Annotated in this window: 29 protein-coding genes and 1 tRNA gene; 8 read left to right on the top strand and 22 right to left on the bottom strand. The window is 38.8% G+C overall.

The features are described 5' to 3' along the window. Positions 1-51: 51 nt before the first annotated feature. Genes IAE53_RS08795 through IAE53_RS08760 form a run of 8 tightly spaced genes read right to left on the bottom strand, consistent with a single transcriptional unit; the run spans position 52 to position 2,700 of the window. Entirely contained in the window at positions 52-1,209 is a 1,158-nt protein-coding gene (locus IAE53_RS08795) for a DEAD/DEAH box helicase family protein (protein WP_200136318.1), read from the bottom strand. Then, a complete protein-coding gene (locus IAE53_RS08790; RefSeq protein ID WP_200136317.1) occupies positions 1,190-1,492 on the bottom strand; it encodes a VRR-NUC domain-containing protein in 303 nt (100 codons plus the stop codon). The genes IAE53_RS08795 and IAE53_RS08790 overlap by 20 nt, the downstream gene beginning before the upstream one ends. Positions 1,493-1,543: 51 nt before the next feature. Next, entirely contained in the window at positions 1,544-1,741 is a 198-nt protein-coding gene (locus tag IAE53_RS08785) for a hypothetical protein (RefSeq protein WP_200136316.1), read from the bottom strand. Continuing rightward, positions 1,731-1,898, bottom strand: coding sequence for a hypothetical protein (locus IAE53_RS08780; RefSeq protein ID WP_200136315.1), 168 nt, complete (start codon positions 1,896-1,898; stop codon positions 1,731-1,733). The genes IAE53_RS08785 and IAE53_RS08780 overlap by 11 nt, the downstream gene beginning before the upstream one ends. Next, the gene (locus tag IAE53_RS08775) at positions 1,891-2,115 is read right to left on the bottom strand and encodes a hypothetical protein (protein ID WP_200136314.1); all 225 of its coding nucleotides are present in this window, start codon (positions 2,113-2,115) and stop codon (positions 1,891-1,893) included. The genes IAE53_RS08780 and IAE53_RS08775 overlap by 8 nt, the downstream gene beginning before the upstream one ends. Continuing rightward, positions 2,112-2,255: a hypothetical protein gene (locus IAE53_RS08770; protein WP_200136313.1), complete on the bottom strand. Its 144-nt coding sequence runs from the start codon at positions 2,253-2,255 to the stop codon at positions 2,112-2,114. The genes IAE53_RS08775 and IAE53_RS08770 overlap by 4 nt, the downstream gene beginning before the upstream one ends. A 13-nt stretch (positions 2,256-2,268) precedes the next feature. Then, positions 2,269-2,469: a hypothetical protein gene (locus IAE53_RS08765; RefSeq protein ID WP_200136312.1), complete on the bottom strand. Its 201-nt coding sequence runs from the start codon at positions 2,467-2,469 to the stop codon at positions 2,269-2,271. Positions 2,470-2,484: 15 nt separating this feature from the next. Continuing rightward, positions 2,485-2,700, bottom strand: a complete 216-nt coding sequence (locus IAE53_RS08760) for a hypothetical protein (protein WP_200136311.1) — start codon at positions 2,698-2,700, stop codon at positions 2,485-2,487. A gap of 286 nt (positions 2,701-2,986) precedes the next feature. Here IAE53_RS08760 and IAE53_RS08755 point away from each other — a divergent pair, with 286 nt between their 5' ends. The 5 genes from IAE53_RS08755 to IAE53_RS08735 all read left to right on the top strand — a co-directional run bounded on the left by IAE53_RS08755 (position 2,987) and on the right by IAE53_RS08735 (position 7,213). Beyond that, positions 2,987-3,337 carry a helix-turn-helix domain-containing protein gene (locus tag IAE53_RS08755; protein WP_200136310.1) on the top strand — a complete coding sequence of 117 codons (351 nt, stop codon included), beginning with the start codon at positions 2,987-2,989 and terminating at the stop codon, positions 3,335-3,337. Next, complete coding sequence (locus IAE53_RS08750) at positions 3,334-3,768, top strand: ImmA/IrrE family metallo-endopeptidase (protein WP_200136309.1); 435 nt, start codon at positions 3,334-3,336, stop codon at positions 3,766-3,768. The genes IAE53_RS08755 and IAE53_RS08750 overlap by 4 nt, the downstream gene beginning before the upstream one ends. Positions 3,769-3,815: 47 nt before the next feature. Then, the gene (locus tag IAE53_RS08745) at positions 3,816-4,193 is read left to right on the top strand and encodes a DUF4429 domain-containing protein (RefSeq protein WP_200136308.1); all 378 of its coding nucleotides are present in this window, start codon (positions 3,816-3,818) and stop codon (positions 4,191-4,193) included. A gap of 120 nt (positions 4,194-4,313) precedes the next feature. Then, complete coding sequence (locus IAE53_RS08740) at positions 4,314-5,369, top strand: site-specific integrase (protein ID WP_200136307.1); 1,056 nt, start codon at positions 4,314-4,316, stop codon at positions 5,367-5,369. 146 nt (positions 5,370-5,515) lie between these two features. Further along, positions 5,516-7,213 carry an NFACT RNA binding domain-containing protein gene (locus IAE53_RS08735; RefSeq protein ID WP_200136306.1) on the top strand — a complete coding sequence of 566 codons (1,698 nt, stop codon included), beginning with the start codon at positions 5,516-5,518 and terminating at the stop codon, positions 7,211-7,213. 20 nt (positions 7,214-7,233) lie between these two features. Here the strand turns inward: IAE53_RS08735 and argF are convergent, their stop codons facing one another. The 9 genes from argF to serC form a co-directional block, all read right to left on the bottom strand. Then, a complete protein-coding gene (gene argF, locus IAE53_RS08730) occupies positions 7,234-8,250 on the bottom strand; it encodes an ornithine carbamoyltransferase (RefSeq protein ID WP_200136305.1) in 1,017 nt (338 codons plus the stop codon). Further along, complete coding sequence (argH, locus tag IAE53_RS08725; RefSeq protein ID WP_200136304.1) at positions 8,247-9,632, bottom strand: argininosuccinate lyase; 1,386 nt, start codon at positions 9,630-9,632, stop codon at positions 8,247-8,249. The genes argF and argH overlap by 4 nt, the downstream gene beginning before the upstream one ends. Positions 9,633-9,705: 73 nt before the next feature. After that, positions 9,706-10,932, bottom strand: coding sequence for an argininosuccinate synthase (locus IAE53_RS08720; RefSeq protein WP_188357031.1), 1,227 nt, complete (start codon positions 10,930-10,932; stop codon positions 9,706-9,708). 168 nt (positions 10,933-11,100) lie between these two features. Then, the gene (locus IAE53_RS08715) at positions 11,101-12,387 is read right to left on the bottom strand and encodes an adenylosuccinate synthase (protein ID WP_200136303.1); all 1,287 of its coding nucleotides are present in this window, start codon (positions 12,385-12,387) and stop codon (positions 11,101-11,103) included. Positions 12,388-12,687: 300 nt separating this feature from the next. Then, positions 12,688-13,410 (bottom strand): YebC/PmpR family DNA-binding transcriptional regulator, encoded by a 723-nt coding sequence (locus tag IAE53_RS08710; protein WP_139967462.1) that lies wholly within the window; start codon positions 13,408-13,410, stop codon positions 12,688-12,690. 81 nt (positions 13,411-13,491) lie between these two features. Next, the gene (locus IAE53_RS08705; RefSeq protein WP_233610721.1) at positions 13,492-15,261 is read right to left on the bottom strand and encodes a hypothetical protein; all 1,770 of its coding nucleotides are present in this window, start codon (positions 15,259-15,261) and stop codon (positions 13,492-13,494) included. Between the two features lie 157 nt (positions 15,262-15,418). Next, positions 15,419-15,907, bottom strand: coding sequence for a phosphatidylglycerophosphatase A (locus IAE53_RS08700; RefSeq protein ID WP_200136301.1), 489 nt, complete (start codon positions 15,905-15,907; stop codon positions 15,419-15,421). A gap of 10 nt (positions 15,908-15,917) precedes the next feature. Then, on the bottom strand, positions 15,918-17,108 hold the full coding sequence (locus tag IAE53_RS08695; protein WP_200136300.1) for a 3-phosphoglycerate dehydrogenase family protein: 1,191 nt from the start codon (positions 17,106-17,108) through the stop codon (positions 15,918-15,920). Between the two features lie 3 nt (positions 17,109-17,111). Further along, a complete protein-coding gene (gene serC, locus IAE53_RS08690) occupies positions 17,112-18,194 on the bottom strand; it encodes a 3-phosphoserine/phosphohydroxythreonine transaminase (RefSeq protein ID WP_200136299.1) in 1,083 nt (360 codons plus the stop codon). Positions 18,195-18,429: 235 nt separating this feature from the next. On the opposite strand from serC, the gene IAE53_RS08685 reads away from it, so the two are divergent. Further along, a tRNA-Leu gene (locus IAE53_RS08685) sits at positions 18,430-18,513 on the top strand. A gap of 192 nt (positions 18,514-18,705) precedes the next feature. Here the strand turns inward: IAE53_RS08685 and IAE53_RS08680 are convergent. The 4 genes from IAE53_RS08680 to IAE53_RS08670 form a co-directional block, all read right to left on the bottom strand. Beyond that, the gene (locus tag IAE53_RS08680) at positions 18,706-19,479 is read right to left on the bottom strand and encodes a MucBP domain-containing protein (protein WP_200136298.1); all 774 of its coding nucleotides are present in this window, start codon (positions 19,477-19,479) and stop codon (positions 18,706-18,708) included. A gap of 121 nt (positions 19,480-19,600) precedes the next feature. Beyond that, on the bottom strand, positions 19,601-19,735 hold the full coding sequence (locus tag IAE53_RS11565; protein ID WP_255527372.1) for a hypothetical protein: 135 nt from the start codon (positions 19,733-19,735) through the stop codon (positions 19,601-19,603). Next, on the bottom strand, positions 19,725-20,081 hold the full coding sequence (locus tag IAE53_RS08675; protein WP_233610720.1) for a holin: 357 nt from the start codon (positions 20,079-20,081) through the stop codon (positions 19,725-19,727). Before IAE53_RS08675 ends, IAE53_RS11565 begins: the two co-directional genes overlap by 11 nt. 281 nt (positions 20,082-20,362) lie before the next feature. Beyond that, positions 20,363-20,647, bottom strand: coding sequence for a hypothetical protein (locus IAE53_RS08670; protein WP_188352991.1), 285 nt, complete (start codon positions 20,645-20,647; stop codon positions 20,363-20,365). A 406-nt stretch (positions 20,648-21,053) separates the two neighbouring features. On the opposite strand from IAE53_RS08670, the gene IAE53_RS08665 reads away from it, so the two are divergent. Beyond that, entirely contained in the window at positions 21,054-22,850 is a 1,797-nt protein-coding gene (locus tag IAE53_RS08665; RefSeq protein WP_200136297.1) for an ABC transporter ATP-binding protein, read from the top strand. A gap of 4 nt (positions 22,851-22,854) precedes the next feature. Further along, on the top strand, positions 22,855-23,091 hold the full coding sequence (locus tag IAE53_RS08660; RefSeq protein WP_200136296.1) for a phosphate acetyltransferase: 237 nt from the start codon (positions 22,855-22,857) through the stop codon (positions 23,089-23,091). A gap of 32 nt (positions 23,092-23,123) precedes the next feature. Here the strand turns inward: IAE53_RS08660 and pta are convergent, their stop codons facing one another. Beyond that, on the bottom strand, positions 23,124-24,107 hold the full coding sequence (pta, locus tag IAE53_RS08655) for a phosphate acetyltransferase (protein ID WP_200136295.1): 984 nt from the start codon (positions 24,105-24,107) through the stop codon (positions 23,124-23,126). Positions 24,108-24,189: the final 82 nt, after the last annotated feature.

The raw sequence follows: 24,189 nt of genomic DNA, 5'->3' as shown, positions 1-24,189 counted from the left end.
GTTTTTGTTAAACTTCAATGCCCTTGTCGGGCTCATGTGAATTGTCATTATTTAATCCTCAAACATTTCTGCGTTGAAGTTCTGTTTCAACTCCAATGCGTTCCATATATTGTCGTCAATCGTGCCATGAACTACTAGATAATCACGTGTGATTTTATTGTCTTGACCGATACGATAATTGCGATATTTTGACTGGTCAAAGTCAATGAAACTATCAGGCAACGACCACCATATTGCGTGCTTATACTCGTTCAACGTCAACCCTGAACCACTTGTGATTTGGATTAAAGTGAAGTCGCCACCTGGTGTGTACTCATGACCGTTGACATGACCAACCGTGTAATCTTTCAACGATTCATTCAACAAATCAAGCTCGTTGTCATACGTGTAAAAGATGATTGTTTTGTCTTTTGCATACTCTTCTCTGACGCTATCAAGCCATTCAAGTTTTGCCTTGTTGTTCTGATTTTGTCTCTGATACACACGTCTTGCTGTTGGATTAGCAAAGATAACCTTGTCGTCTTTTCGATACGACATTTTAGTTTTCTTGTACTCACGGTCTGGGTCAAAATCAATAATGTTCTCAATTACATCAGGTAGTTCGGCAATATCATCTAAGGTCACGACATCTGATGTAATTGATTTAAACCAGTCAATCAACTGCTGTTCATTCTTACCAACATGCCAGATAGGATATTTGCTCCAATGTGGCGTCTCTGCAACCTTGTACAAGTCTTTGAACTGCTTACGTGTTCTAACGTGTCTAAAGTACAAGGCGTACATTTCAAGGTCATCACTTTTGCCATTGGTTGGTGTTCCAGATAGAAAAACAAACCCTGCTGATAACCTCAATAGTTCTTGCAGTCGTTTAGATCGTGCTGAATTATTTTTGAACTTGTGAGCTTCATCAATAATCAATACCTTACCCATTACTTCGTCAGTGGTTAATTTCTTAACGCCATCTGTCTTGACAACTTTCAAGTCGTTTTTGAAGCCAACTTTTTCTGCGTCCTTTTGCCATGATTTAGCATTAAAAACTTGTCGTGGTGCAACTACTATCACATCTTTATCAGGAAACCATTTCATGGCGTGCGATAAGCCAACAACCGTCTTACCCGTTCCCATTTTCATGATGTAATAATAGGTTGGTTGTGATTTTTCAACTTGTTCACGTTGTGCGTCATATAATTTAAATGAGGGTTGTGACATCTCGCCAGACCTCCTCAAACTTTTCCCAGCTATCAATCACATACCACAAACCGTTGTTGCGGTTGATTTGCTTTCCAATAGCCTTCTGTTCAGGACTGACAATGCCACCGCCGTCAGGTCGTTTAATTTCTAAACCGATAAATCGTCCATCTGGGTAAATTGTGACAATGTCAGGTGTTCCTGTATCTGTTCCAGGTGTCCCGCCTTGTGTCTTAATCACAAATCGTCCCTCATGCCTTAGAAACTTGATGATTTTTGTTTGTAGCTTAGCTTCCTCTTTCATGTGCTATAATGTACCTATCCTATTTTTATTACGTCCAAGCGATTGCAGTCGTTATTGGGCGTTTTTTTGTTCAATTAAACGTCTGATACGTGCGTCTAACATTCGTTTACGATTAGTCAACTGACGTATCATCTGCTTACGTGTAAAACCGTTGTGCATCGGTGCTGTGAACCGACGATAATATTGCAAGTCATCATTTGCCTTATTGCGTTCGGCTTCCATGTTGGCTATCATTACGTCATAATTCATGTACATTACTTAACCTGCCAATCATGATGTTTAGCATGACCACAACGTCTTTTCCGTACTTTTTGACCATCTTTTGACTTGATGGAATTTCGGTATTGATATTGATCACATCACCTTTTAGGCGTTCAATCTTTGCAATCAAATCACGGTCAGTCATACTTGTACACCTGCTCTTTCTGCTGTGTGTCTAAAGCTATGGCTATCTCATTCAACTCATCAACATTTTCAGCAATGGCATTGTCTGCTTTTGCTTCACTGTCAAATTTTTGTTTGTAATAACCACGACCGCTCAAATCGTACAACTGAATTTCGTAACCAACTGGTTCTTTTTGAATATCACCGCCATAAGCTTTTAACGAATCCGGTACTGTCATCTGTTACCTCCTTGTTGCCTATCCTGATACCACTTAATTCTTTCTTGTTGCTTGCGTTCTTGTTTTTCACCAACTGATGCACCCATTAGGAATGCACCGCCCACTAGAACGATTAGCACCACTAATTGTAAAAACCACATATTGCTTACCTTCCTAAAACTTTCTTGGTCTAGTTGTATCTGCAATCCACTTTGCAACTAAATGCTCGGGATAAAATTCTTTCGACCTGATTTTGCGAACTGGAAAATTTGGCTCTAATGTAATCTCTCTAACCAAGTCACGAGATGGACCTTCCAATTCTTTTTGTAGACCAGTAATGTCTAATAATCTCGCACCGTTGATTGATAATGACATTTGTTTGCCTCCTTTCTAAATGTCCTGAATGTCTAGCAACTTTCTAACCTTTTCGCGAACCTCACGAGATTGCTTGTTTACTGCGTAAGTGTTAATTGCTAAACTCAACACTGCTTCGGTGACACCGACCGCATTTGCTAAATCTCGTTGAGTCATTTCTCGGTCAAACAGACCATCTTTAACACGCTTTTTAAACATCTTTGCAGCGTCTACAATCATTTGTTCTGTCATGTATGTATCTCCTTTCCTACAAAACTTAGTAAGTTTCATATAATTAGTTGTAAGTTTTGCTTTACATTATGGAAGTTTCATAATATAATGACATAGTAAACAAGCATAAACAAAGGGCTACTAACCTTATCGCTCCGCCAAGATAGATAAATTTGTAGGTGTTTTTGTTTTGCTTAGAACTTAGTAACTAACTTACAAGAATTAGTATAACTGGAAGTTTTGTAATTGTCAACAATAAAACGGGAAGTTTCATAATTTTTGTGTTTTTAAAAAGGAAAAACCTACAATGACACTGTATGAGCGCACAATAAATTTGTCAAAACAACGAGGATATTCATTAAAAAATCTAGCCATTAAAGCAGGATTGGCCGAAAACTCTATATATGATTGGAAAAAATCTACGCCAAAAGCGGACAACCTCCAAAAGGTTGCTGACATTTTAAATGTATCAACAGATTACCTTCTGGGACGCACTGAAGATTTGAACTCTGTTTCAAATTCATCAAAAGTGACTGATATTTTAGATGACGAAACCATTCTTGCTTTCGATGGCATGGAAATAGAAGAATCTGAAAAAGAGAAGTTACGTGATTATGCACGTTATATTATTTCCTTACGTGAGAAGGAGAATAAATGACAGAATTTTACAATTACAGTGAGCAACTATATCCTGAAATTGTTCAAAACGTTGAATCAATAGCTCGTAAAAACAACGTAATTGTTATACTAGCTGATAATTTACTTTCTCACGTGCCTGACACAGCTTTAGTAAAAAGTCGTGCCATCATAATGAATGCTAATTTCGATATCGGTGTGGATTATTGTTACCGACTATCGCACGAACTAAGCCACATATTATATGGTGATCATGAAGCGCAAGCTGTATATCAATTCAGCGAATTCGGTAAGCGCGGAGAAGAACTACTTGCTCATAGAAATGCTATCAGAATATTAATGTCTATTGAAATGCCAACAACCGTTAATGGTTTTATGGAATATTATCACGTGCCCTCTTGGCTCGAACGTTACGCAAATGAAATATTTCAGTCGCTTAGTGTTGTAGAATAGGTTTATGTGCTAAGTAACCACACAAAAAGGCTTTAGGAGACAAAAGCATGGGACTTTTTGCAGACAAAGAACACGTAGATCTATTTCAACCAACTGAATCTGAAACAACTTTTTACATTAAATCTAGTAAAACAACAATACGGCTAGACAATAAGTTTCTAAGAATTGCACGAGGCGGTCTTAATAATGCTATCTTACAGGGATTAGATGGTGAAAAAAGCATTTTGTTAAGTACTATTACGGCATTCCAAATAAAAGAACCTGGCGTAACAACTGGCTATATGCAGTTTATCTACCCAGGATCATCAGATGTTAAAGCTGGTGTTTGGTCAGCTGTTAAAGACGAGAATACGATTGCCTTCTCAAAGGGAGAAAAGTCAACTATTTTAGAAATTAAAAACGCTATCGAATCAAAATTAAAATAAATAAAAAAGCACACCCATCCGACTAAAGACTAGGCGTGCTCAACATTATAGAATAAACGCACGGGGCGTTCTATTAGATTATAACAGATATAAGCCCCCTTTTTAAAGGAGGTTTTTATTATGGCTTCAATTTTCAAAACAGATGCAGGAACTTATCGTGTTAAAGTATCAATACCAGTGAATGGTAAATATAAGCAAAAAACAAAATCAGGTTTTAAAAATAAAACTGAAGCAAGAGCATGGGCTACGCAAATTGAAGCTAAAAAACTAGATGATGATGAGCAAAACTATTCAGACGAGCTGTTGGTTGATTACTTTACACGTTGGGTATCTATCTATAAAACAGATACTGCCCCCGCTACCTTATTTCAATACAGAACAACAGAACATGTTATCAAAAAATATTTACCAGCTATGAGATTAGCCGACTTTGATAGGAGTGACTTTCAGAAGTTTGTAAATGACTATGGCAGCAACCATAGTAAAGAAACAGTTAACAAGCGCCGTGTTCATATTGCTCAATCACTCAAAGATGCCTATGCGGAGGGAATGATAAAACGTGACCCCACTATCCGAGTTAAAACAGTTGGTTTAGACGGAAAAGATAGCAGCATGAAGTTTTTAGAATTTGATGAAATGAAAAAATTGGAAAGCTACGCCTATGATCATTATTTAGAAAACGATGTATTTTTGGCCATGATAATTTCAATTCACACCGGACTGCGCTTTGGTGAAGTAGCGGCACTACGTCAATCTAATATTGACTATAAAAATAAAGAATTATCCGTAACTAAGTCACTTGATATGTTCCGTAATGAAAGAGAACCAAAAACTAAAAACAGCATCAGGACAATAAAAGTTGATGACACACTTCTAAAAATACTGAAGAACATTAAAACAAAAAAAGATGATTATATTATTAATTCAAACGCTCAAAGAGTAACACGATTTTTACATGTTACAATAAAAGAGTTGGGAATTAAAGATGTAACATTTCATGCGTTGCGACATTCTCATGCTTCTTACTTAATTTCAAGAGGCGTTGCAATTCAATATGTATCAGAACGTTTAGGACACGCTGATGTTTCTATCACTCAACAAGTTTATTCTCATTTGTTAAAGTCACTTCGTGACCAAGAAGAAGATAAAACAATATCACTCTTAAATGATTTATAAAGTGTACAAAAAGTGTACAAATGACATAGAAAACAATAGTATTTAATAGTTATCATTAGTAAAAGCGAAACTTATTAAAACGTTGATATATCAACGTTAAAGCTGTTAAATCAACATTTAAAAAACATTAGTCAGGAGCTAATCAAATGCCATTAGATGGACTCTTCACTCATGCCATCGTTCATGAGCTTAATACATTGATAACGGGTGGCCGTATCACCAAAGTACATCAACCCTATTCAAACGAAATCGTCCTTGTTGTACGTAACAACGGGCAGAATTATCCACTACTTTTGAGCGCGCATCCAAGTTACGCGCGCGCACAAATCACCTATATTCCGTACGAAAATCCACAAACCGCACCAAATTTTGTAATGTTTTTGCGACGCTATTTGGAAGGTACTAAAATACAACGAATTGAACAAGTTGACAATGATCGTATTATCAATTTTTATGTTAACGCACGCGACGAACTAGGCGATGTACAAGAAATTCGAGTCACGCTTGAAATGATGGGACGCCACTCTAACCTTTTTCTCGTACGTGAGCATGATAATCGTATTCTAGAACTCATCAAGCATGTGCCCGCTGACCAAAATCGCGTCCGTTCATTGTTCCCAGGCGCAACCTATATTTTGCCGCCAGCGCAAAATTTGTTAAATCCTTTCCAGAGCGGTTTAGACAGCTTAGCATCTATGATTTTAGATGAGCCGTTCGACAATTGGGCAAAGCAAATTCAAAGTACCTTTCAAGGATTTAGTCGCGATAGTGCGCAGGCTTTAGCCCGCGCTATCAATCAGGATGGCGACCACTTGGCAAATGCACGTCATTGGTTGGCACAATTTGATAAGCCACAACCGACCTTGTTTACATCAACCAACGGTGTGTTCAGTTATGCAGCATTTAATTGGCAACAAGAATCTGAAATCGCGCAATCATTTGACACAATTGGTGAAATGTTAGATGCTTATTACGTTGGTAAAGCTGAGCGTGAGCGTGTTAATCAACAAGCCGGATCATTAGTCCGTGTTGTTAAAAACGAGCTCAAAAAAAATATCACAAAACGTAAAAAGCTTTTAAATACGCTATCAGACGCAGAAAATGCCGATGATTTGAAAGTCAAAGGCGACTTGCTCATCACCTATCCGCACCTTGTAGAAAAAGGCATGACAAGCGTACAAATTGAAAACTACTACGATAACAATAACTTACTATCAATCACACTTGATCCTAAACTAAATGGGCTCAAAAATGCGGAAAAATATTTCACGAAATACCGAAAGCTGCGGACAGCAGTTGACTTTGTCAATGAACAGTTGGCACTCACTGACGCTGAAATTTCATATTTCAATAATATTATGGCGCAATTAGATGTGGCTTCACCAAAAGATGTTGAAGATATCCGCATTGAATTAACAACAGAAGGCTATATTCGAACCAAAAAGAAAAGTAAACAGCGACCTAAAGTGTCACACCCCGACAGATTTGAAAGCAGCGATGGCACGCTCATTGAAGTCGGAAAAAATAATTTGCAGAATGAGCGTCTCTCGCTCAAGCAAGCTGATCGTCGCGATATTTGGTTACACGTTCAGAAAATTCCTGGATCACACGTCATCATTCATGACGCCAATCCGTCAGAAGCAACACTTATCGAGGCAGCCAAATTAGCTGCTTATTATAGTAAAGCTAGAGATTCGGCTAATGTTCCTGTTGATTATTTACCGGCTGGTAAATTACGTAAGCCAAATGGTGCAAAACCTGGCTTCGTCATTTTTGAAGGGCAGCAAACACTCTATGTGACCCCTGATGCTGGACTTGTTGCACAATTGAAAGTAAAAAAATAACAGCCTAACGGCTGTTTTTTTTAGTTAGGATTTGGTAAATAAAGATTGCCTAGTGTCGCAGCTAACACTGCTTTAATTGTGTGCAAACGATTTTCTGCTTGTTGGAATTGATGTGCATACGGTGCATTAAAGACATCGTCAGTGATTTCCATTTCTGTCAAACCGTACTTGTCATAAATATCTTGTGCCATTGTCGTTTTCACATCATGAAATGCTGGCAGATCATGCAGGACAATAACTCGATCATTATGCGTTTTTGCTACCAATTCATGATTGATTTGATAAGGTAACAATAGTTCGATTCGTTGTGCGAACTGGTCTTCCTCACCCATTGATGCCCAGACGTCTGTATACAAAACATCTGCGCCTGAAACACCTAAATCAACATCATCGGTAATAGTAATTTTTGAACCAGATACGGCAGCTTTTTGTTTTGCCAACTGTTGCACATCATCCGTTGGCTGAAAACTTTTAGGCGCCACAATATGAACATTAACACCCAAAATAGCGCCAGTCACCAACAAAGAGTGGGCAACATTATTGCGGCCATCCCCTAAATAAGCCAACGTAATACCTGACAAATGACCAAAATGTTCTTTGATGGTCAAAAAATCAGCTAACATTTGTGTCGGATGCCACTCATCTGTTAAACCATTCCACACTGGCACGCCACTTGTGCTTGCCAACTCTTCAACAATTTTCTGAGAAAAGCCACGGTATTCAATACCATCATACATACTGCCTAAAACTTTTGCCGTATCTTGTAGCGATTCTTTTTTGCCAAATTGAATGTCATTGTGACCCAAAAATTCTGGATGTGCGCCCAAATCATTGGCCGCAACTGTGAATGCGGAACGTGTCCGCGTTGACGTTTTTTCAAATAATAGGGCAATATTTTTACCCGCCAAATACTGATGGGGAATATTTTGTTGTTTGAGTGACTTTAAATGCGCTGCCAAATCGATCAAGGTTTCTAGCTCTGCTTTAGTAAAATCAATCTCCTTCAAAAATGATTTACCTTGGAAATGTGAATTCATTGGCGCTCCTCCAAAATTTTATAATTGCGCGTTACTTCTTTTTTGACGTTGGTCACGGCCGTGCCACCAAGTGATGTGCGACGATTAACAGCCGTTTCTGAAGCCAAAATTTGATAAATATCAGCCTCGATTTGAGGTGCAGCAACTTGTAAGTCGGTCAGAGTCATTTTTTGCAATGGTGTGTGTGTCTGAATGCCCTTCAATACTAGTTGACCAACAATCGCATGTGCTTCACGGAAAGGCACCCCTTTGGTGGCTAAATAGTCAGCGAGTTCTGTTGCATTTGAAAAGTCATCTTGCGTTGCAGCTAACATCTGTCCCTCATGAACCGTCAAGCCATTTAACATGCCAGTAAATATTTTCACCGAGGCAATCACGGTATCCATCACATCAAAAACTTGTTCCTTATCCTCTTGCATGTCTTTGTTATAAGCAAGTGGTAAAGATTTCATTGTCGTCAATAGCGCCAATAATGAGCCATAGGTACGGCCAGTTTTACCCCGCACCAATTCTGCAAAATCAGCGTTCTTTTTTTGAGGCATGATTGAAGAGCCTGTTGAAAAATCATCTGACAATTCAATATAATTAAATTCATAACTCGACCATAAAATTAACTCTTCAGCCATACGTGATAAATGCATCATTAAAATCGAAGCATTGCCGAGAAATTCCAATGCAAAGTCACGATCTGACACAGCATCTAATGAATTATGATAAATATCACTAAAGCCTAGCTCACCCGCAACAAATTCACGATCAATGGGAAATGTGGTACCCGCCAAAGCAGCAGCGCCTAGTGGCAGAATGTCTGTATGTTTTTGGTTAAATTCAAAACGTTCGTAATCACGTTGGAACATGTTAAAATAAGCTAACAAATAATGACCATAAGTGATAGGTTGGGCATGTTGTAAGTGAGTATAGCCAGACATAATCGTGCCGGCGTGTTTGTCTGCCAATGATAATAGCTCACTCTGCAAGTCGGTCAAGGCTGACATCACATGTGGTAAACGGTGTTTAACCCAAAGATGAAAATCAGTTGCCACCTGATCATTTCGAGAACGCGCAGTATGAAGTTTGCCAGCAACAGCGCCAATTTTTTCTGTCAATAGCGCTTCCATATTCATATGGATATCTTCATTTTTAACATCAAATCTCAAATTGCCCGCTGTTAATTCTTGTTGCAAACTTTCTAAGCCAGCAACAATTTGGGCTGATTCGTCACTTGATATAATAGCTTGTTTGCCCAACATTTTTGCGTGGGCAATTGACCCTTCTAAATCTTCAGCCGCCATTTTTTGATCAAAATGAATCGACGCCCCAAACTCATCAACCCATTCAGATGCTTTGGCAGTAAAACGACCACCCCATAATTTATCACTCATATCAATTTTTTGCACTGCGTAATGCAACAGTGCTTTCCCTTCTTCAAAGCTATGTACGCGCCGAAGCGCTTGTTTATTTCACTGTATCTTTTTTTGGTTGTGAATGAACATGGTTCACTTGTTCATACACCGTGTTACTCAATGTCCACAACTTGATGAAGCCAACAGCAGCTTCTTGGTCAAAGGATGATGCAGCCGTGTAAGTGGCCAAATCTTCGTTATATAATGAATTTTGCTCTGATTGACGCGCAACAGCAATTGCATTACCTTTATAAAGTTTCATTTTGACAACACCGTTCACATTTTTTTGTGTATCATCAACGAAAGCCATCAAGCTGTCAAACAAAGGTGATACCCACTTAGCTTCATAAACGAGATTAGCTAATTGTTGCTCAATTAATGGCTTGAAATGAGCCACATCACGTTCGAGCGTCAAATCTTCGAGATCCTTGTGCGCGGTCATCAACACCGCAGCAGCAGGCGCTTCATAAATTTCACGAGACTTGATGCCTACCAGACGATTCTCAATATGGTCAATTCGACCAATACCATGTTGACCAGCAATTTCATTGACTGCAACAATTAGTTCAGCAAGTGGCAATTGTTCACCATTTAACGCTACCGGCACGCCTTGTTCAAATGTCACATCAATAAATTCTGGTATATCAGGTGTGTTTTCAATAGCCTGTGTTAAGGCGTATGCATCTTCAGGTGCTTGATTCCATGGGTTTTCAAGAATACCAGCTTCGTTAGCACGTCCCCACAAGTTTTCATCAATTGAGTATGGTGAGTCCAAATCGATAGGCACTGGCACGTCATGTGCATGGGCGTATTCAATTTCTTCTTCACGCGACCATTGGAAATCACGAATTGGTGCTTCAATTTTCATTTCAGGATCAAGCGCATGGATAGCTGCTTCAAACCGTACTTGATCATTACCGTGCCCAGTTGAACCGTGAGCAATGGCAACGGCATCATTTTCATGTGCAATGTCAACCAATTTTTTGATAATCAAAGGACGTGACAAAGCAGAAACCATTGGATATTCGCCTTCATACATCATGTTTGCTTTGATAACTGGTGCGACGTATTGCTCAGCAAATTCTGATTTTGCGTCAATAACAATCGACTGTGTGGCGCCAACCTGCAATGCCTTGGCTTGAATCATGTCCATATCTTTGCCATGTTGACCAACGTCTAAAACGACAGCGATAACGTCATAACCTTTTTCGTTCAACCAAGGAATGGCTACTGAGGTATCCAACCCACCTGAATAAGCTAATACTAATTTTTCTGTCATGATAATGTCCTCGCTGTTTTTGTTTTAGTTATTTGTTGTTTATATATTAGCGCGCCCTGTTTATATATGCAATAAAACAACGCTTATATACATTTAAAAGTTGTATAAATTGATTTTTAATGTATATTTTTGCAATAAAAAAGAACCTTTCGGTTCTACTAATATATCTTATTCATGCCAAACAGGTTCCAACAAATGGGTTTGTTCTGGCGTTGGCCCTACGGCGAAGCTCAACAAATCAACTTCCAACAATTCAGAAATACGTTGGAGATAATGTTGCGCGTTGACTGGTAATTCTTCAAATGTTGTCACACCAGTAATGTCTTCATCCCAACCTGGCAATGTTTCGCAATTGATGTCCAATCCATTAAACCAAGTATCTGAAGCTGGGAAATGATGAATTTCTTCACCTTTATAAGTATATGAAGTCGCAATTTTTAATTTTTTCAAACCTGACAAAACATCCAATGAGTTAATGGCTAACTTAGTCAAACCAGAAACTTGTACCGCGTGTCGCAAAGCAACCGCGTCTAACCAGCCAATACGACGAGGGCGCTTAGTAATCACGCCGTACTCGTGACCCACTTCGCGAATGTGATCAGCAATATCATCAAACAATTCTGTTGGGAAAGGTCCTTCACCAACTCGAGATGTATAAGCTTTAATAACGCCAACAACATCTTGAATTTGCTTTGGTCCCACACCCGCACCGTTCATCACACCACCTGCTGTTGGATTAGAGCTTGTCACATAAGGATACGTACCGTGGTCAACATCAAGCATCACACCTTGTGCACCTTCAAATACAACACGTTTGCCATCTTTCATCAACTGCCCCAACAAGTAAGACGTATCTGTCACATAAGGTGCCAACTGACGACCATATTCAACATAAGTTTGGTAAATGTCATCGTAATCTAACGCTTCTTCACCATACAATTTAGTCAATTGGGCATTTTTAAATGGCAAGTATTCTTTTAGCAACTTACCAAATACTTCTGGATCAATCAAATCAGCCACGCGAATACCAACACGTGAAATTTTATCCGTGTAGGCAGGACCGATACCTTTTTTTGTCGTACCAATTCGATTATTTGAAGCAGATTCAGAGGCCTTATCCAACGCAATGTGGTACGGCATAATAACATGTGCGCGGTTTGAAATACGCAAATTCTCAATCGTAATTCCTTGGCTTTCAACTTCCTTAATTTCAGCTAAAAGTGCTTCGGGATTGACAACAACGCCGTTGCCAAGTACTGCTAGTTGACCTTTCGTGATGATTCCAGATGGTAATGCAGACAATTCAAATTTTGTTTGACCATGCCAGATTGTGTGTCCCGCATTGTTACCACCTTGGTAACGGACAACAGCATCCGCATGTTCAGCGAAAAAATCAACGATTTTTCCTTTACCTTCATCGCCCCATTGGGAACCAACAACAATTACACCAGACATATTTTTCTCCTGTTACGCCGATAGCTGCTTTCAGACGGGATAGGTTTGTCGGAGAAAGCCAGCATTCTGCATTCAGAATAACTAACCTGTTTGCGCCTATCCGTGAGTGTCCCTCTATCATCGTTCATTTTTGTGTAAAACACGAACATTAAATGTGATAACCGCCTTTTACCTATTTATTTTACCATAATTATAAATTTATTTTTGAGAAAAGTGATGTTAATTTCTAATATTATTGTTTGAAACGTTTGCCTCATCGAATTTATAGAAATAAAAAAAGACATATAATGTCCTTTTAAATCAGTCTGCCGTCGTATAAACAGCCAAAACGTCTTCATTTTCTTCAAGTTCATCAACCAAATGATCTAGTTTTTCGCGATCTTCATCGGTAATTGTCATTGGGTTCTGCGCGATCATCGTAATCTCTGCGTCTTCAAAGACAAAACCAGCTTCAGTCAAAGCACCTTCAACCGTCTGAAAGTCTGCTGGGTCAGTGTAAATTTCAAATACTTCATCAGCAGTTTGAACATCTTCGGCACCAGCTTCCAACGCCGCCTCCAAAACGGTGTCTTCATCCAAATCAGGATACGCTTCACGATCAATTGCTAAGTAACCTTTTCGGTCAAATTGGAAAGCAACTGAACCAGATGTGCCTAAAGCACCACCAGCATGTTTGAATGAATTACGAACGGTAGAAACTGTACGATTAATGTTATCCGTTGATGCTTCAACTAACACAGCGACACCAGCTGTGCCATAACCTTCATAGGTCACTTCTTCAAACTTTGCACCACCGGCACCAGATGCTTTATCAAGTGCACGTTGAATGTTGTCCTTTGGCATGTTAGCTGCCTTAGCTTTTTCAACGACTAAACGCAATGACGCGTTCATCTCTGGATCTGCACCGCCAGCCTTTGCAGCAACATATAAGTCGTGTGCCAGCTTTTGAAAAATCTTACCACGCTTAGCATCTTGGGCGTTTTTACGACCTTGGATGTTATGCCATTTACTATGTCCTGACATTGTGTCATCTCCTTGAAATATGAATATTCAACTTATTTTATCAAAAAAACGAACAATTTACCAGTTTGACCTATATGATAACTATCTAGCTAGTCGTTGTAGCATCAGTTTAACTTGATCAAGGGCCCCACGTAGGTTTCTGACAGCGACTAAAATTTCAGCAGTTGTTGATGAATCATCTAATATAGACAACAACTGTTTCTGTGCTTTCTGCACGATTAACTCTTTTTTAAAAACACGTCTATTCGATTGTTTCAATAGCATAGTTGCCATCGCAGTAACGCCTTGCCTAGCCGTTTGCAAATCGATAAATGTCTCTGACAAATCATGATGTGTCTTTTTCATGGCGGCGAATCCCTCGCAGGTATGAATGTGAGCAATTAGTTTTTGTAACGTTGGTTCATTGGCCACGCTACTCTGAAAAATTTCCTCCAAGAGAAGATCTAGCTGACTTTTCTCCGTTTTTGTTGATGCATTAATCATTTTCTGAGTGGCTTGCAATTGCTGGTAGGCAGCCATGATGGCTTTTGAATCTAATGACTTCATGGTTTTTTTTAAGTATTTTATATCGCTAACAATTTCTTTATCTTGAAACGATCCATTCATTGTCATGAGCAATTGACGTGCCAGTTTCAATGCTTCATCCAGCTCAGCTTGTTTCCGTCGTACTGATGATCTTAATCGATTGGTTAGAGAATAGATGGACGAGATTGTCGCCTTGCTATCGTATAATGTATTGTCTAGTATAAGTGCATCAATTTGAACATCATTATCCTCTGACCAACGACTCATGTACAGATCATTAAGATATATCTCAGCAAACTCAACTGCTTTTTCACGTTCAATTGTTGCCTGTGTCACACGTTCAGATAACAATTTAAGCACAAATTGTTCATCTTCCATGGCGCCTTTAAACATGGCTTGAATAAATTCAATGACAATTTTAACATCAGGTTCGATTGCAACACTAGTAGTACTCATGTTTGCCATTATCTCTTCTAAATGACGGTCGAATTTTTCACGTTGTTGCAATAAAGCGTCAAGCTCTTTTTCAGCATTTTGATACAATTCGTCCCAATTTTCATGACGTTGTTTTGCTGCTTGAAGTAACATCGTATTCAACTGTTGGTACACATTTTCGGAAGATAAAATCTTATAACGCTTTAACAACTTTGCTAAATCACCACGATATTTAGGTGCTAAATTTGTTAAATTACCAATTTGGTTTGTTCCCAATAATTGTGCATCAGACATTCTCCTATATAATCTGGTACTTGGGTCCGCAGTTAAATCTAAAAATGCTATTTTTCGATCAATTCGTGCCAAAACAGTTGCGGCTGTCAAATTAGTAATTGCGGTAGCCAACGCTTCAGTACTTGATTCAGGGTTTAATAACAATTGCGCCAACGAAAAAACTTCCTGTTTGACCTTAATTTCATTTCCAACCGGTTTCACATCATATAGTGTCATCTTAGCCTGGCGGAGTGTTTTTTGATGCACTTTTTCTGATGCCAGCATAGTGTCGTGTAAGAATCGACGCGCTGTTATTAGTTCATCATTGGATTTTGCTGTACTAAAACATTTTTTTAGTTTTTCCAAAGCAGTTTGAACATCGGTATTATTAACAAGATGTGGTGGCACTTGCAATCTTCGCATTGACTCAAGGACTTCATCTCGGACGATTTTATCAGGATGAAAAATTAAGTCAAAATCGAATTGATTTGTAAATTCAGCAGCGTTTCTGTCCGAAACTTTATCAATTTTTGTTTCCCAATCTTTTTCTTTCGCTAACAGAAGTGATGCAATTGTGCGCCGTTGATTGACCCAAACATAATGTTTTTGAGGTGCCATATCCATTGTTCTTTCTCCCCTTCAATTTCTAACCAGTCATATTATATTTCTATTTTAAAAAAAGAAAGTGAATAATTATTGACCTAATCATGTTGAGATAAGTAAGAATTTTAGGCATTATGAAGAATTTGTGTCCAAAAAAAACGCATTGCTGCGTTTAATAGTTATTACCACCAAGTAATTCCAAATATGTCATGGCAGCACTGGCAATTAGCGCTGCCAAGATATCGTCAAGATAAACATTAATACTATCCGTTTTATCGTTGATAACACCAATCAATCCTGGCTTCAGGTCATCTAATAAACCGTAATGAACAGTTGCAGCCGCAGAGAATTGCTGGGTAATTGCAATCGCTAAAATTTCATCGACATTATGGCCATTAGCATCTCGTTGCAGGCGAGGTTTTAACGGTTGATCATCTGGCATCGTTTCCGCTTGTTCATCCAAATAAAGCGCTGTCAAAATAATATCTGCTACTTCGTCTTTATGTAACACACGTGATATAGCTTGTGTCAATATTTGCTCATCGAGATCATCGTGGTATTTGTCAGTTAAGAAAGTACGAGTGCCTTCTGCAATATCTTCAATTTCAACGCCACGCTTTGCTAACTGTGCAATGGCTTGCTCTTGTAATTCTTGTGTCATATTATCTCCTTTAATCATTAATCATCATATTTGGATTTTGATAACGTCTTGTTAAAATCACATGTGGAATTTCATCCAAAGCTGTTTTGACATGTTCCTGTTGCGCTGATGTAAAATCATTGATTGCTACCAAAGTATAGGCGTATTGTCCCACAGCGCGGTTGCTCAATTGCTCAATGTTAATGCCATTATCTCCAAAAAAGGCAGAGATTTGACCAATCATGTTTGGTACATTCTCATGAATTATACCAACACGATAGTTGGTGGTAAATGGTTCATTAACATCAGGATAATTTACAGAATTAATAATATTACCGCTAGTCAAATATTCATCTAACTCCTTGGCTGCCATCAGAGCGCTTGTATCTTCAGCTTCAATTGTCGAGCCCCCAATATGTGGTGTGATAATCACTTTAGGATTATCAAACAAAACATCATCAGCAAAGTCAGTGATATACATACGTAGCTGATCACTATCCAATGCGGCTTTAGCCGCATGATCGTCAACAATGCCACCACGCGACAAATTCAACAGTGCCGCTTCGGGTTTCATTAATTGCAGCTTGCTAGCGTCAATAAAGTGCTGGTTCTTTTCTTCCATTGGAATATGCACAGTGACGTAGTCTGCTTGACGCAAGACTTCTTCAACATTGCGCGCGTGAGCAATATGGCGATCTATTCGCCATGCTGTATTAGCATTTAGACCCGGATCGTAGCCAATCACATCCATATCCAAAGCCAAAGCTGTGTTGGCGACCTTAGATCCCACATTCCCCAATCCGATCACACCCAGCGTTTTGCCAGCCAACTCTGTGCCTCGGTAGCCGCCTTTATTTGATTCAGTCCGCAATGACACATCCCCACCACGTGTCTGGTTAGCAAATCTGATTGCCCCAACTACCGGACGGGCTGCTAAAATCAATGAGGCAATGGTTAATTCTTTAACAGCATTTGCGTTACCACCAGGCGTGTTAAAGACAACAATTCCCCGTTTTGACAAATCTGCAACCGGAATATTATTAAAACCAGCACCCGAGCGAACAACGGCTCTTACAGTATCTGGAATCACTTCGTCAAATAGATTCTGTGAACGTAGCAAAATTCCCTTGGGTGATTCTTGCGCATTAATATCATAACCATGTTGCGATAAATAATCCAAACCCTTGCCGCTAATGGCATTATACGTTTTTATATTAGTCATTGCTTATCCTTTTTCTACTTTGTTTAAAAATTCAATCAGCGCATCAACGGCTGCCATTGGCTGAGCGTTATAAAGTGACGCTCTAAAACCGCCAACAGAACGATGACCACCAAGATTAAATAAACCATTTTCTTTTGCTTGAGCAGTTATTTGTGCATCACGCTTTGCGTCATTTGTCGTGAAAACAATATTGGTCAATGAACGGTCTGAGGTCTTTACTGGTGCCTCAAACAAACAAGATTCGTCCAAGAAATCATACAACTTAGCTGCTTTTAATTGATTACGACGCGTCATTTCATCAACACCACCCGCTGCTTGTACCCAAGACAAGACTAGGTCAAGGGCATAAATAGAAAATACTGGCGGTGTGTTATACATTGAATCTTTATCTAAATAATTTTGATAACGCATCATTGGACCGACGTTTTCAATTGATTGCGAAGCTAACCAATCTTTTTTGACAATGGCGAGTGTGACGCCAGCAGGACCAAGATTTTTTTGGGCGCCGGCAAAAACGGCATCAAATTGTTTAATATCATACGGTTCTGCCAAAATGTTCGAGCTCATATCAGCCGTTAAACGACCAGTTGTTTGCGGTAATTTATCCTGATGATAGGTTGTACCTTCAATTGTGTTGTTAGTCGTGATATGCAAGTAATCATAAGCATTCGCATCAAAATCACCCGCTAATTTTGGTAAATAACGATAATGTTGTGGCTTGCTTGAGCCAACAATTGTCGTTTTTTTACCTAACATTTGAGCAGCTTGTGCCGCTTTAGCCGCAAAATTGCCAGAATCAAGAACCGCAATGCTTTTTTTGTCTGTTGCCAAATTCAACGGTAACATTTCGAATTGTAACGAACCACCGCCTTGAACAAATGCAACACCATATTCGTCGGGAATAGACATCAAATCACGCAGGCGTTGCTGCGCACTGGCCATTATTGTTTCAAACTGTGCCGAACGATGTGAAATTTCCAAAATGGACAGATGTGTGAATTCATTTTGTGCCAAATCTGCCTGAATTTGGGAAATAACTGGGGTCGGAAGTACACCCGGACCCGCCGAAAAATTATACGTTACCATGACCATTCCTTTCAGTATACAAAAAGACGACATCAGTTGTTAAACTCATGTCGTCAGCAATTCCACGTTATCATACGCAAAGAATCCCAATCACACGAGTGATTGAGTGGAGGAAGAAGCTAGATTGAATGTGAATACTGTCATTACTATTTCCTTTTCTTACGTAACATTAGAATACCTTATTGAGAAAATTTGTCAACCCTCTTTTTTTCGGGTATAATAAGGGAGTTGATTTGCCGATGTGGCGGAACTGGCAGACGCGTACCGTTCAGGTCGGTATGATGGCAACATCGTGCAGGTTCGATTCCTGTCATCGGCATATTTCCCGTTTTCTCACAAATGTTGAGGAAACGGTTTTTATTTGCATAAATGTTGATTTAACAACGTTTCAACGGGCTTTTGTAGTGTATTAAAATGTAACCAAAATTAACTTTTTTAGGCTACAAGGGCTACACAAAGGTAACAAAAACCCGCCCAACCAGAAATAATCCAGTCGAGCGGGTTTTTGCGTTTACTTTTTGTTTTTTACTAATCCTATTCCAAATATCAAAACAACAATCATACCTGCAACAAGCAAAACAGGTACTGTTGCTACACTACTCTTTGATGCATTTGTGTTTGGTAAGACAGCCGAGTTACTAGTGGATGAATTGCTCTGAACCGTCTTCACATCTTTTGCTTGTGATGTATCTTGACTTGCAGAAGTTGTGTCTGCTGAAGAGCTGCTCACTTTTCTATCAAAAACAACAGTTACTGTTCTTGGAATTGCGTTAAATGCTGATGTGTCACCAACTATATGCCTACCAGTGGAATTTTCGGTAACTCCAACTCTAATATACCAAGGAAATGCTTGACCTATATAGCCCTGTATTACTTTGTTTGGTGCAACTTGATTGCCTGCGTCATCTTTGAATTGAACGGTAATCGTTCCTGCGTTTAGCTCGCGCGTATATTTAAATGTGATGTATTGTGTTTGAGCTGTATATGTTTTTGGAAAATCCGATTCGCTTGGCCATTGTACTGTGGCATCAGCTAGCACTGGTGCAGACGTTTGAACATGATAATCAATGCCGACTTCGCCTTCATCCGTTCGAGATGGGAAAACGTAATCTCCAAACTGATCCACATATTGAACCACTACTTTACCCATTTGCTTTTCAGACGTTTGTGATTGACTTACCGCTTGGTTACTATCAGCATTAACAGAATTTACCCCAAGTGCAAGTAGACCAAACGAAGCTACAACTACACTCAAAAACAGTTTTGCACGACTCTTAGTTTTCATTTCTCTTTCCCCATTAATTAAATTAGTTCTGTAAACTGATTGTAACACCACAGAAATATAAATACAATAACCAATTAAAAAAACCTCAATCATTTTTATTTGATTGAGGTTTTTATTATATTCAATTTTGTAAGGCGTTAACCTTTGCTTGTGCATCAGCTAATGCCTGTTGTACTTTGGCTAATTCATCAGCCTTGGCTACTTCACTTGCTTGTTGTGCTGCTACTTCTTGCGCTTTATCTTGTTCAGCCGTCATCTGTGATCTGTGGATATGTCTGATTCAGTTCATTAATCAATGCAGCGTATTCTTTTTCAATAGCGTTCTTGATTATTGCTTCATCAGTTTCTGATAATCCTAACGCTGATAACGCTTTTTTGACAATATCAACGGCACCCAATTTCTTGACTTCACCCTCTAGGTATTGTGTCACACCTAACTTTTGCATAGCTACGATTGCAGCCTTAGCTAATGGTGATAAAACGTTAATCAACGTTGTAGCTTTGCTATTGCCAGTAATGACTTTACCAATCCAACCACCTATGATTGGAATAGCTGCCAAAGCGATTGCGATGATAACATCTGAAATACTATTTACTTGCATGCGATCTCCTTATTTGATTGTGACAAAACTCTTCATTAGACTCACTGGCTCTCCAACTATTTCAACGTTTACAGTCGTATCTGTCTGTGAAATAATCTTGTCCTTTATCGTCAAAGATACTACAGACTTCAACATCATTTTTGCTTTGTCAGAAATGTTGATTTATGAACTTATCGGTTATACGCTTTTAAACCATTTTGTGTCATTAACCTAAACCACTCTTTTCAAAACAGCAATTAAAAACTACCTAGCACATACGCTGAGGTAGCTTTTTCAATCATTTAAAACCACTCATCATCAACCCCTCTTTGTAATGTCAATGGTCCGGTTTGAGACTGGATTGTAAAATTATCAGAAGTTAATCCTGTCTTCTTTTCAAAAATCTTGATGAATGTACCAATATCTGTATTCGGATCTTCATTTGATCTTAATGTTAAAAGGTAATGCTTATTTTTAGGGTTACTCCAGATACCTAAGTCACCTAGCATATCTAAGTTTAATCCGCTAATTGCGTCATCAATTACAATTTTATATTGCCGACGATGCAAAACATTGTTTATTCCCATTTCACTCTCCTAAGCTCATTAATATTTTAGTAATAGATTAACTAAAAATTATCATGAAAGCGCTTTCTTGTCAACCAACCTGCTCTCTTAAAGTATGATTAAATCAAAACACTCAATTTTTCTGGAAGGTGATTTGAGCTTGTCAGGTGTTTAATTCATAAAGAATTTCTAAAAAAAGTTATCACTTTCTTAACTGCAATGCGCTTTCTTTGATTTTTCACAATTTAACATTATATTTAAGTGAGAGAATACTTTTTGAGGAGGCGATAATATGCGAATTACTTGGTGGTTAATGGCTGGCGTTTGTTATTTATGTGCTTTATTATTATTTGCACTTATCGTCATTGGTCGTTCCATTATGGATTGGTAGCCAATTATTCCTTGAAAAGCGTATAATAGCTTCATTATGAGAAATCCAAATGGACGTATGAGTCCCACAGAAATTAAAAAACAACTTGCCCAATCTGATACGACTGCTATTGAAATGTTACGGTTTGTATTTGGTTCGGTCTTAAAAAGACGTGGTTTAGTCATCTTAAATGTTTTTTTGCTGACTCTAATGGCTGTTTTAAATTTTGTGGTCCCACAGTTTACAAAAAATATTATCGATCACGCTTTACCTAGTGGTCAACAACAGGCGCTATACACTAATGTTATTGGTCTGTTAATAGTCACAATCTTTTTAGGCGTAGTCAGCTTTGCCTCAACTTACATGATGCAAATGCTTTCGCAACGTGCAATAACTGAATTACGTATCAAAACCTATCGCTTTATTTTAAAAGAAGATTACGCATTTTTTCAAGATGCCAAAACTGGTGATCTCATGGTGCGTTTAACGAGTGATATTGGCAATTTGCAAATGCTGATTAGCTCCAATACTTTTGGCATTATTGGCAATATTTTTACTTTCGTTGGTGTCCTAATTTTTTTGTTTATTCAAAATTGGCAACTCGCATTAATGGTATCAATCACTTTTCCAATTTTGTTTGTTACAATTCGTTTTTTTCGCGGCCATATTCGAGAAGCTTATTCTAATGTCAGATACGCCCAAAGTAAAATTAATAATCAACTTCAAGCAACGCTAACTGAAATTGAGCTGATTAAAGCTTATACAACTGAAAATGCCGAAACGACTAAATTTGAATCAATCGCTGAAGAATCTAATGGTTACTCACTAAAAGCAACTAAATGGCAAGCCATTTTCCAACCACTAGTCACGCTAATCAATACAATTGGTACTGCGATTGTGCTATTGTTTGGATCCTTATTAGTCATGAACAAAGCCATGACAATCGGTGATCTTGTTGCTTATTTGGCCTATGTAGCAATGCTACAAGATCCTATCCGTTCGTTTTCAATGCTCATGAATGTGTTTCAAACCGCCCAAGTTTCTTATGATCGCATTAAAAATATTTTGAGTTATGAGCCAAAGATACTTGAACCTACAACACCTCAACCTTTCCCAAATCCACTCCAGCAACATATTCAGCTTTCTAATGTAACTTTCGATTATGAAATGGGTTCAGATCATGCCTTAAATGATGTTAGTATGACAATTCCAGCCGGTAAAACCACCGCCTTAGTGGGGCGTTCCGGTTCAGGAAAATCAACAATCATCAAACTACTCACTCGTTTTTATGATCGTAGTAAAGGCGATATTTTATTTGACAACATTGATATTCGAGCTTTTCAAATCTCAGACCTCAGACAACATATTTCTGTCGTTAGCCAAGATGTCACGATTGTCGATGGCACAATCGCTGACAATATTATGTATGGCAGTAACAATACCAATGAAGAAGCCATCTGGCAAGCAGCAAAGCGCGCTGACATTGCGGATTTCATAGCTAAACAACCCAATCAATTGGCAACACAAGTTGGAGAACGCGGTTTAAAATTATCAGGTGGTCAAAAACAACGTTTATCAATTGCGCGTGCTCTACTCAAGGATGCACCGATTGTCATTCTTGATGAAGCAACTGCAGCACTTGATAATGAGTCCGAAAAAACAATTCAGCATGCACTCGACAATTTAATGGTAGCAAAGACGGCAATCGTCATTGCTCATCGACTGAGCACCGTTCATAAGGCTGATCAGATTATTGTGATGAACGACGGTCAAGTTGCTGAAACTGGTACACATGACTCACTATTGCAGAAACAAGGAATATACAAACGACTTTACGATGCCCAATTTGAATAATGATATGACAAAAAAGACTGTATACGATTTGATGGTTGATCATCAAGGTAAAATAGCAAAACTGCAATTTTACGACATGGCTGATCAGTATTTTTTAACGATTGGCGATTGGTCCGTGAAACTTTCTGAAAAGAATGCTACCGAACTATTTTCAATTTTTAAGGACGATGAACAAGCCACGTTTTCAACTTTTAACCAACGACAGTCGCTTATTGTGACACAAAAAAGGAATCCAGAATAATCTTGGATTCCTTTTTTTATCAATTAAACGATTTAAGCCAATGCTTGTGCTGCAGTAATAATAGCAACCTTATAAACATCTTCTTCATTGGCACCACGTGACAAATCAGAAACAGGTTTTGCCAAACCTTGCAAAATCGGACCAATTGCTTCGTAACCACCCAGTCGTTGGGCAATTTTGTAACCAATATTTCCGGCTTCTAGACTTGGAAAAATAAATGTATTGGCGTGCCCAGCAACCTTTGAATCAGGTGCCTTAGCTGCACCGACTGTTGGCACAAATGCAGCATCAAATTGCAATTCGCCATCAATCACGTCAGCAAATTCTGGCGCCAACTCTTTAGCTAACTTAGTCGCTTCGGCAACTTTATCTACCAATGGTGATTTAGCTGAACCCTTTGTTGAAAATGACAACATGGCTACTCTAGGGTCAATTTCAAAGACTTTTGCAGTCTTGGCAGATTGCACAGCAATTTCAGCCATGGTTGGAGCGTCAATATCAATATTGATAGCCGCATCGGAGAAAACATAACGTTCATCACCTTTTTGCATGATGAAGGCACCAGAAATCCGGCTTGAGCCGGGTGCAGTTTTGATAATTTGCAACGCCGGACGAACCGTATCGCCTGTTGGATGTGTTGCCCCAGAAACCATGCCATCAGCTTTACCTGTGTAAACGAGCATTGTACCAAAATAATTAACATCTTTTAGCCACTTGGCAGCAGTCTCGGCATCTGTCTTACCCTTACGACGCTCAACCAACGCAGCATTTAATTGCGCTAGCGCACTTTCATCATAGTTGGCAGGGTCAATCACTTCTACCCCAGACAAATCAAAATTATTAGCGGTTGCAGTAGCTGCTATGGCTTTGCTATCTCCCAACAAAATTGGCTTCAAAAGGCCATCCGCTGCCAATCTTACTGCGGCGCCTTGGATACGGACATCTTCTCCTTCAGGAAACACAATCGTTTTGTTTTGACCACTAATTTTGTTTTTAAGTTGCTCAAATAATTCCATAATTCCTCCAAATTCACTACTGTGAATCATTAAATTTTCATTTACACCTTAATTGTAACAGACCAAGTCATAATTGTCTGCG

It is taken from the genome of Leuconostoc sp. S50 (genome assembly GCF_016624925.1).
In the GTDB taxonomy this organism is placed as follows: domain Bacteria; phylum Bacillota; class Bacilli; order Lactobacillales; family Lactobacillaceae; genus Leuconostoc; species Leuconostoc pseudomesenteroides.
The sequence above is the reverse complement of the archived record's forward strand: the minus strand, read 5'-3'. Positions and strand labels throughout refer to the sequence as shown.

What these genes read in the sequence shown, in the direction of transcription:
- argH (WP_200136304.1), bottom strand. Translation starts at nt 9,632, where the DNA reads ATGAGTGATAAATTATGGGGTGGTCGTTTTACTGCCAAAGCATCTGAA.
- IAE53_RS08755 (WP_200136310.1), top strand. Translation starts at nt 2,987, where the DNA reads ATGACACTGTATGAGCGCACAATAAATTTGTCAAAACAACGAGGATAT.
- IAE53_RS08670 (WP_188352991.1), bottom strand. Translation starts at nt 20,647, where the DNA reads ATGGGAATAAACAATGTTTTGCATCGTCGGCAATATAAAATTGTAATT.
- IAE53_RS08700 (WP_200136301.1), bottom strand. Translation starts at nt 15,907, where the DNA reads ATGACACAAGAATTACAAGAGCAAGCCATTGCACAGTTAGCAAAGCGT.
- serC (WP_200136299.1), bottom strand. Translation starts at nt 18,194, where the DNA reads ATGGTAACGTATAATTTTTCGGCGGGTCCGGGTGTACTTCCGACCCCA.
- IAE53_RS08680 (WP_200136298.1), bottom strand. Translation starts at nt 19,479, where the DNA reads ATGAAAACTAAGAGTCGTGCAAAACTGTTTTTGAGTGTAGTTGTAGCT.
- IAE53_RS11565 (WP_255527372.1), bottom strand. Translation starts at nt 19,735, where the DNA reads ATGACGGCTGAACAAGATAAAGCGCAAGAAGTAGCAGCACAACAAGCA.
- IAE53_RS08715 (WP_200136303.1), bottom strand. Translation starts at nt 12,387, where the DNA reads ATGTCTGGTGTAATTGTTGTTGGTTCCCAATGGGGCGATGAAGGTAAA.
- IAE53_RS08710 (WP_139967462.1), bottom strand. Translation starts at nt 13,410, where the DNA reads ATGTCAGGACATAGTAAATGGCATAACATCCAAGGTCGTAAAAACGCC.
- IAE53_RS08720 (WP_188357031.1), bottom strand. Translation starts at nt 10,932, where the DNA reads ATGACAGAAAAATTAGTATTAGCTTATTCAGGTGGGTTGGATACCTCA.
- IAE53_RS08785 (WP_200136316.1), bottom strand. Translation starts at nt 1,741, where the DNA reads ATGAATTATGACGTAATGATAGCCAACATGGAAGCCGAACGCAATAAG.
- IAE53_RS08760 (WP_200136311.1), bottom strand. Translation starts at nt 2,700, where the DNA reads ATGACAGAACAAATGATTGTAGACGCTGCAAAGATGTTTAAAAAGCGT.
- IAE53_RS08780 (WP_200136315.1), bottom strand. Translation starts at nt 1,898, where the DNA reads ATGACTGACCGTGATTTGATTGCAAAGATTGAACGCCTAAAAGGTGAT.
- IAE53_RS08705 (WP_233610721.1), bottom strand. Translation starts at nt 15,261, where the DNA reads ATGGCACCTCAAAAACATTATGTTTGGGTCAATCAACGGCGCACAATT.
- IAE53_RS08660 (WP_200136296.1), top strand. Translation starts at nt 22,855, where the DNA reads ATGACAAAAAAGACTGTATACGATTTGATGGTTGATCATCAAGGTAAA.
- IAE53_RS08775 (WP_200136314.1), bottom strand. Translation starts at nt 2,115, where the DNA reads ATGACAGTACCGGATTCGTTAAAAGCTTATGGCGGTGATATTCAAAAA.
- IAE53_RS08750 (WP_200136309.1), top strand. Translation starts at nt 3,334, where the DNA reads ATGACAGAATTTTACAATTACAGTGAGCAACTATATCCTGAAATTGTT.
- IAE53_RS08675 (WP_233610720.1), bottom strand. Translation starts at nt 20,081, where the DNA reads ATGCAAGTAAATAGTATTTCAGATGTTATCATCGCAATCGCTTTGGCA.
- IAE53_RS08770 (WP_200136313.1), bottom strand. Translation starts at nt 2,255, where the DNA reads ATGTGGTTTTTACAATTAGTGGTGCTAATCGTTCTAGTGGGCGGTGCA.
- IAE53_RS08695 (WP_200136300.1), bottom strand. Translation starts at nt 17,108, where the DNA reads ATGACTAATATAAAAACGTATAATGCCATTAGCGGCAAGGGTTTGGAT.
- pta (WP_200136295.1), bottom strand. Translation starts at nt 24,107, where the DNA reads ATGGAATTATTTGAGCAACTTAAAAACAAAATTAGTGGTCAAAACAAA.
- argF (WP_200136305.1), bottom strand. Translation starts at nt 8,250, where the DNA reads ATGAATTCACATTTCCAAGGTAAATCATTTTTGAAGGAGATTGATTTT.
- IAE53_RS08735 (WP_200136306.1), top strand. Translation starts at nt 5,516, where the DNA reads ATGCCATTAGATGGACTCTTCACTCATGCCATCGTTCATGAGCTTAAT.
- IAE53_RS08790 (WP_200136317.1), bottom strand. Translation starts at nt 1,492, where the DNA reads ATGAAAGAGGAAGCTAAGCTACAAACAAAAATCATCAAGTTTCTAAGG.
- IAE53_RS08745 (WP_200136308.1), top strand. Translation starts at nt 3,816, where the DNA reads ATGGGACTTTTTGCAGACAAAGAACACGTAGATCTATTTCAACCAACT.
- IAE53_RS08795 (WP_200136318.1), bottom strand. Translation starts at nt 1,209, where the DNA reads ATGTCACAACCCTCATTTAAATTATATGACGCACAACGTGAACAAGTT.
- IAE53_RS08665 (WP_200136297.1), top strand. Translation starts at nt 21,054, where the DNA reads ATGAGAAATCCAAATGGACGTATGAGTCCCACAGAAATTAAAAAACAA.
- IAE53_RS08765 (WP_200136312.1), bottom strand. Translation starts at nt 2,469, where the DNA reads ATGTCATTATCAATCAACGGTGCGAGATTATTAGACATTACTGGTCTA.
- IAE53_RS08740 (WP_200136307.1), top strand. Translation starts at nt 4,314, where the DNA reads ATGGCTTCAATTTTCAAAACAGATGCAGGAACTTATCGTGTTAAAGTA.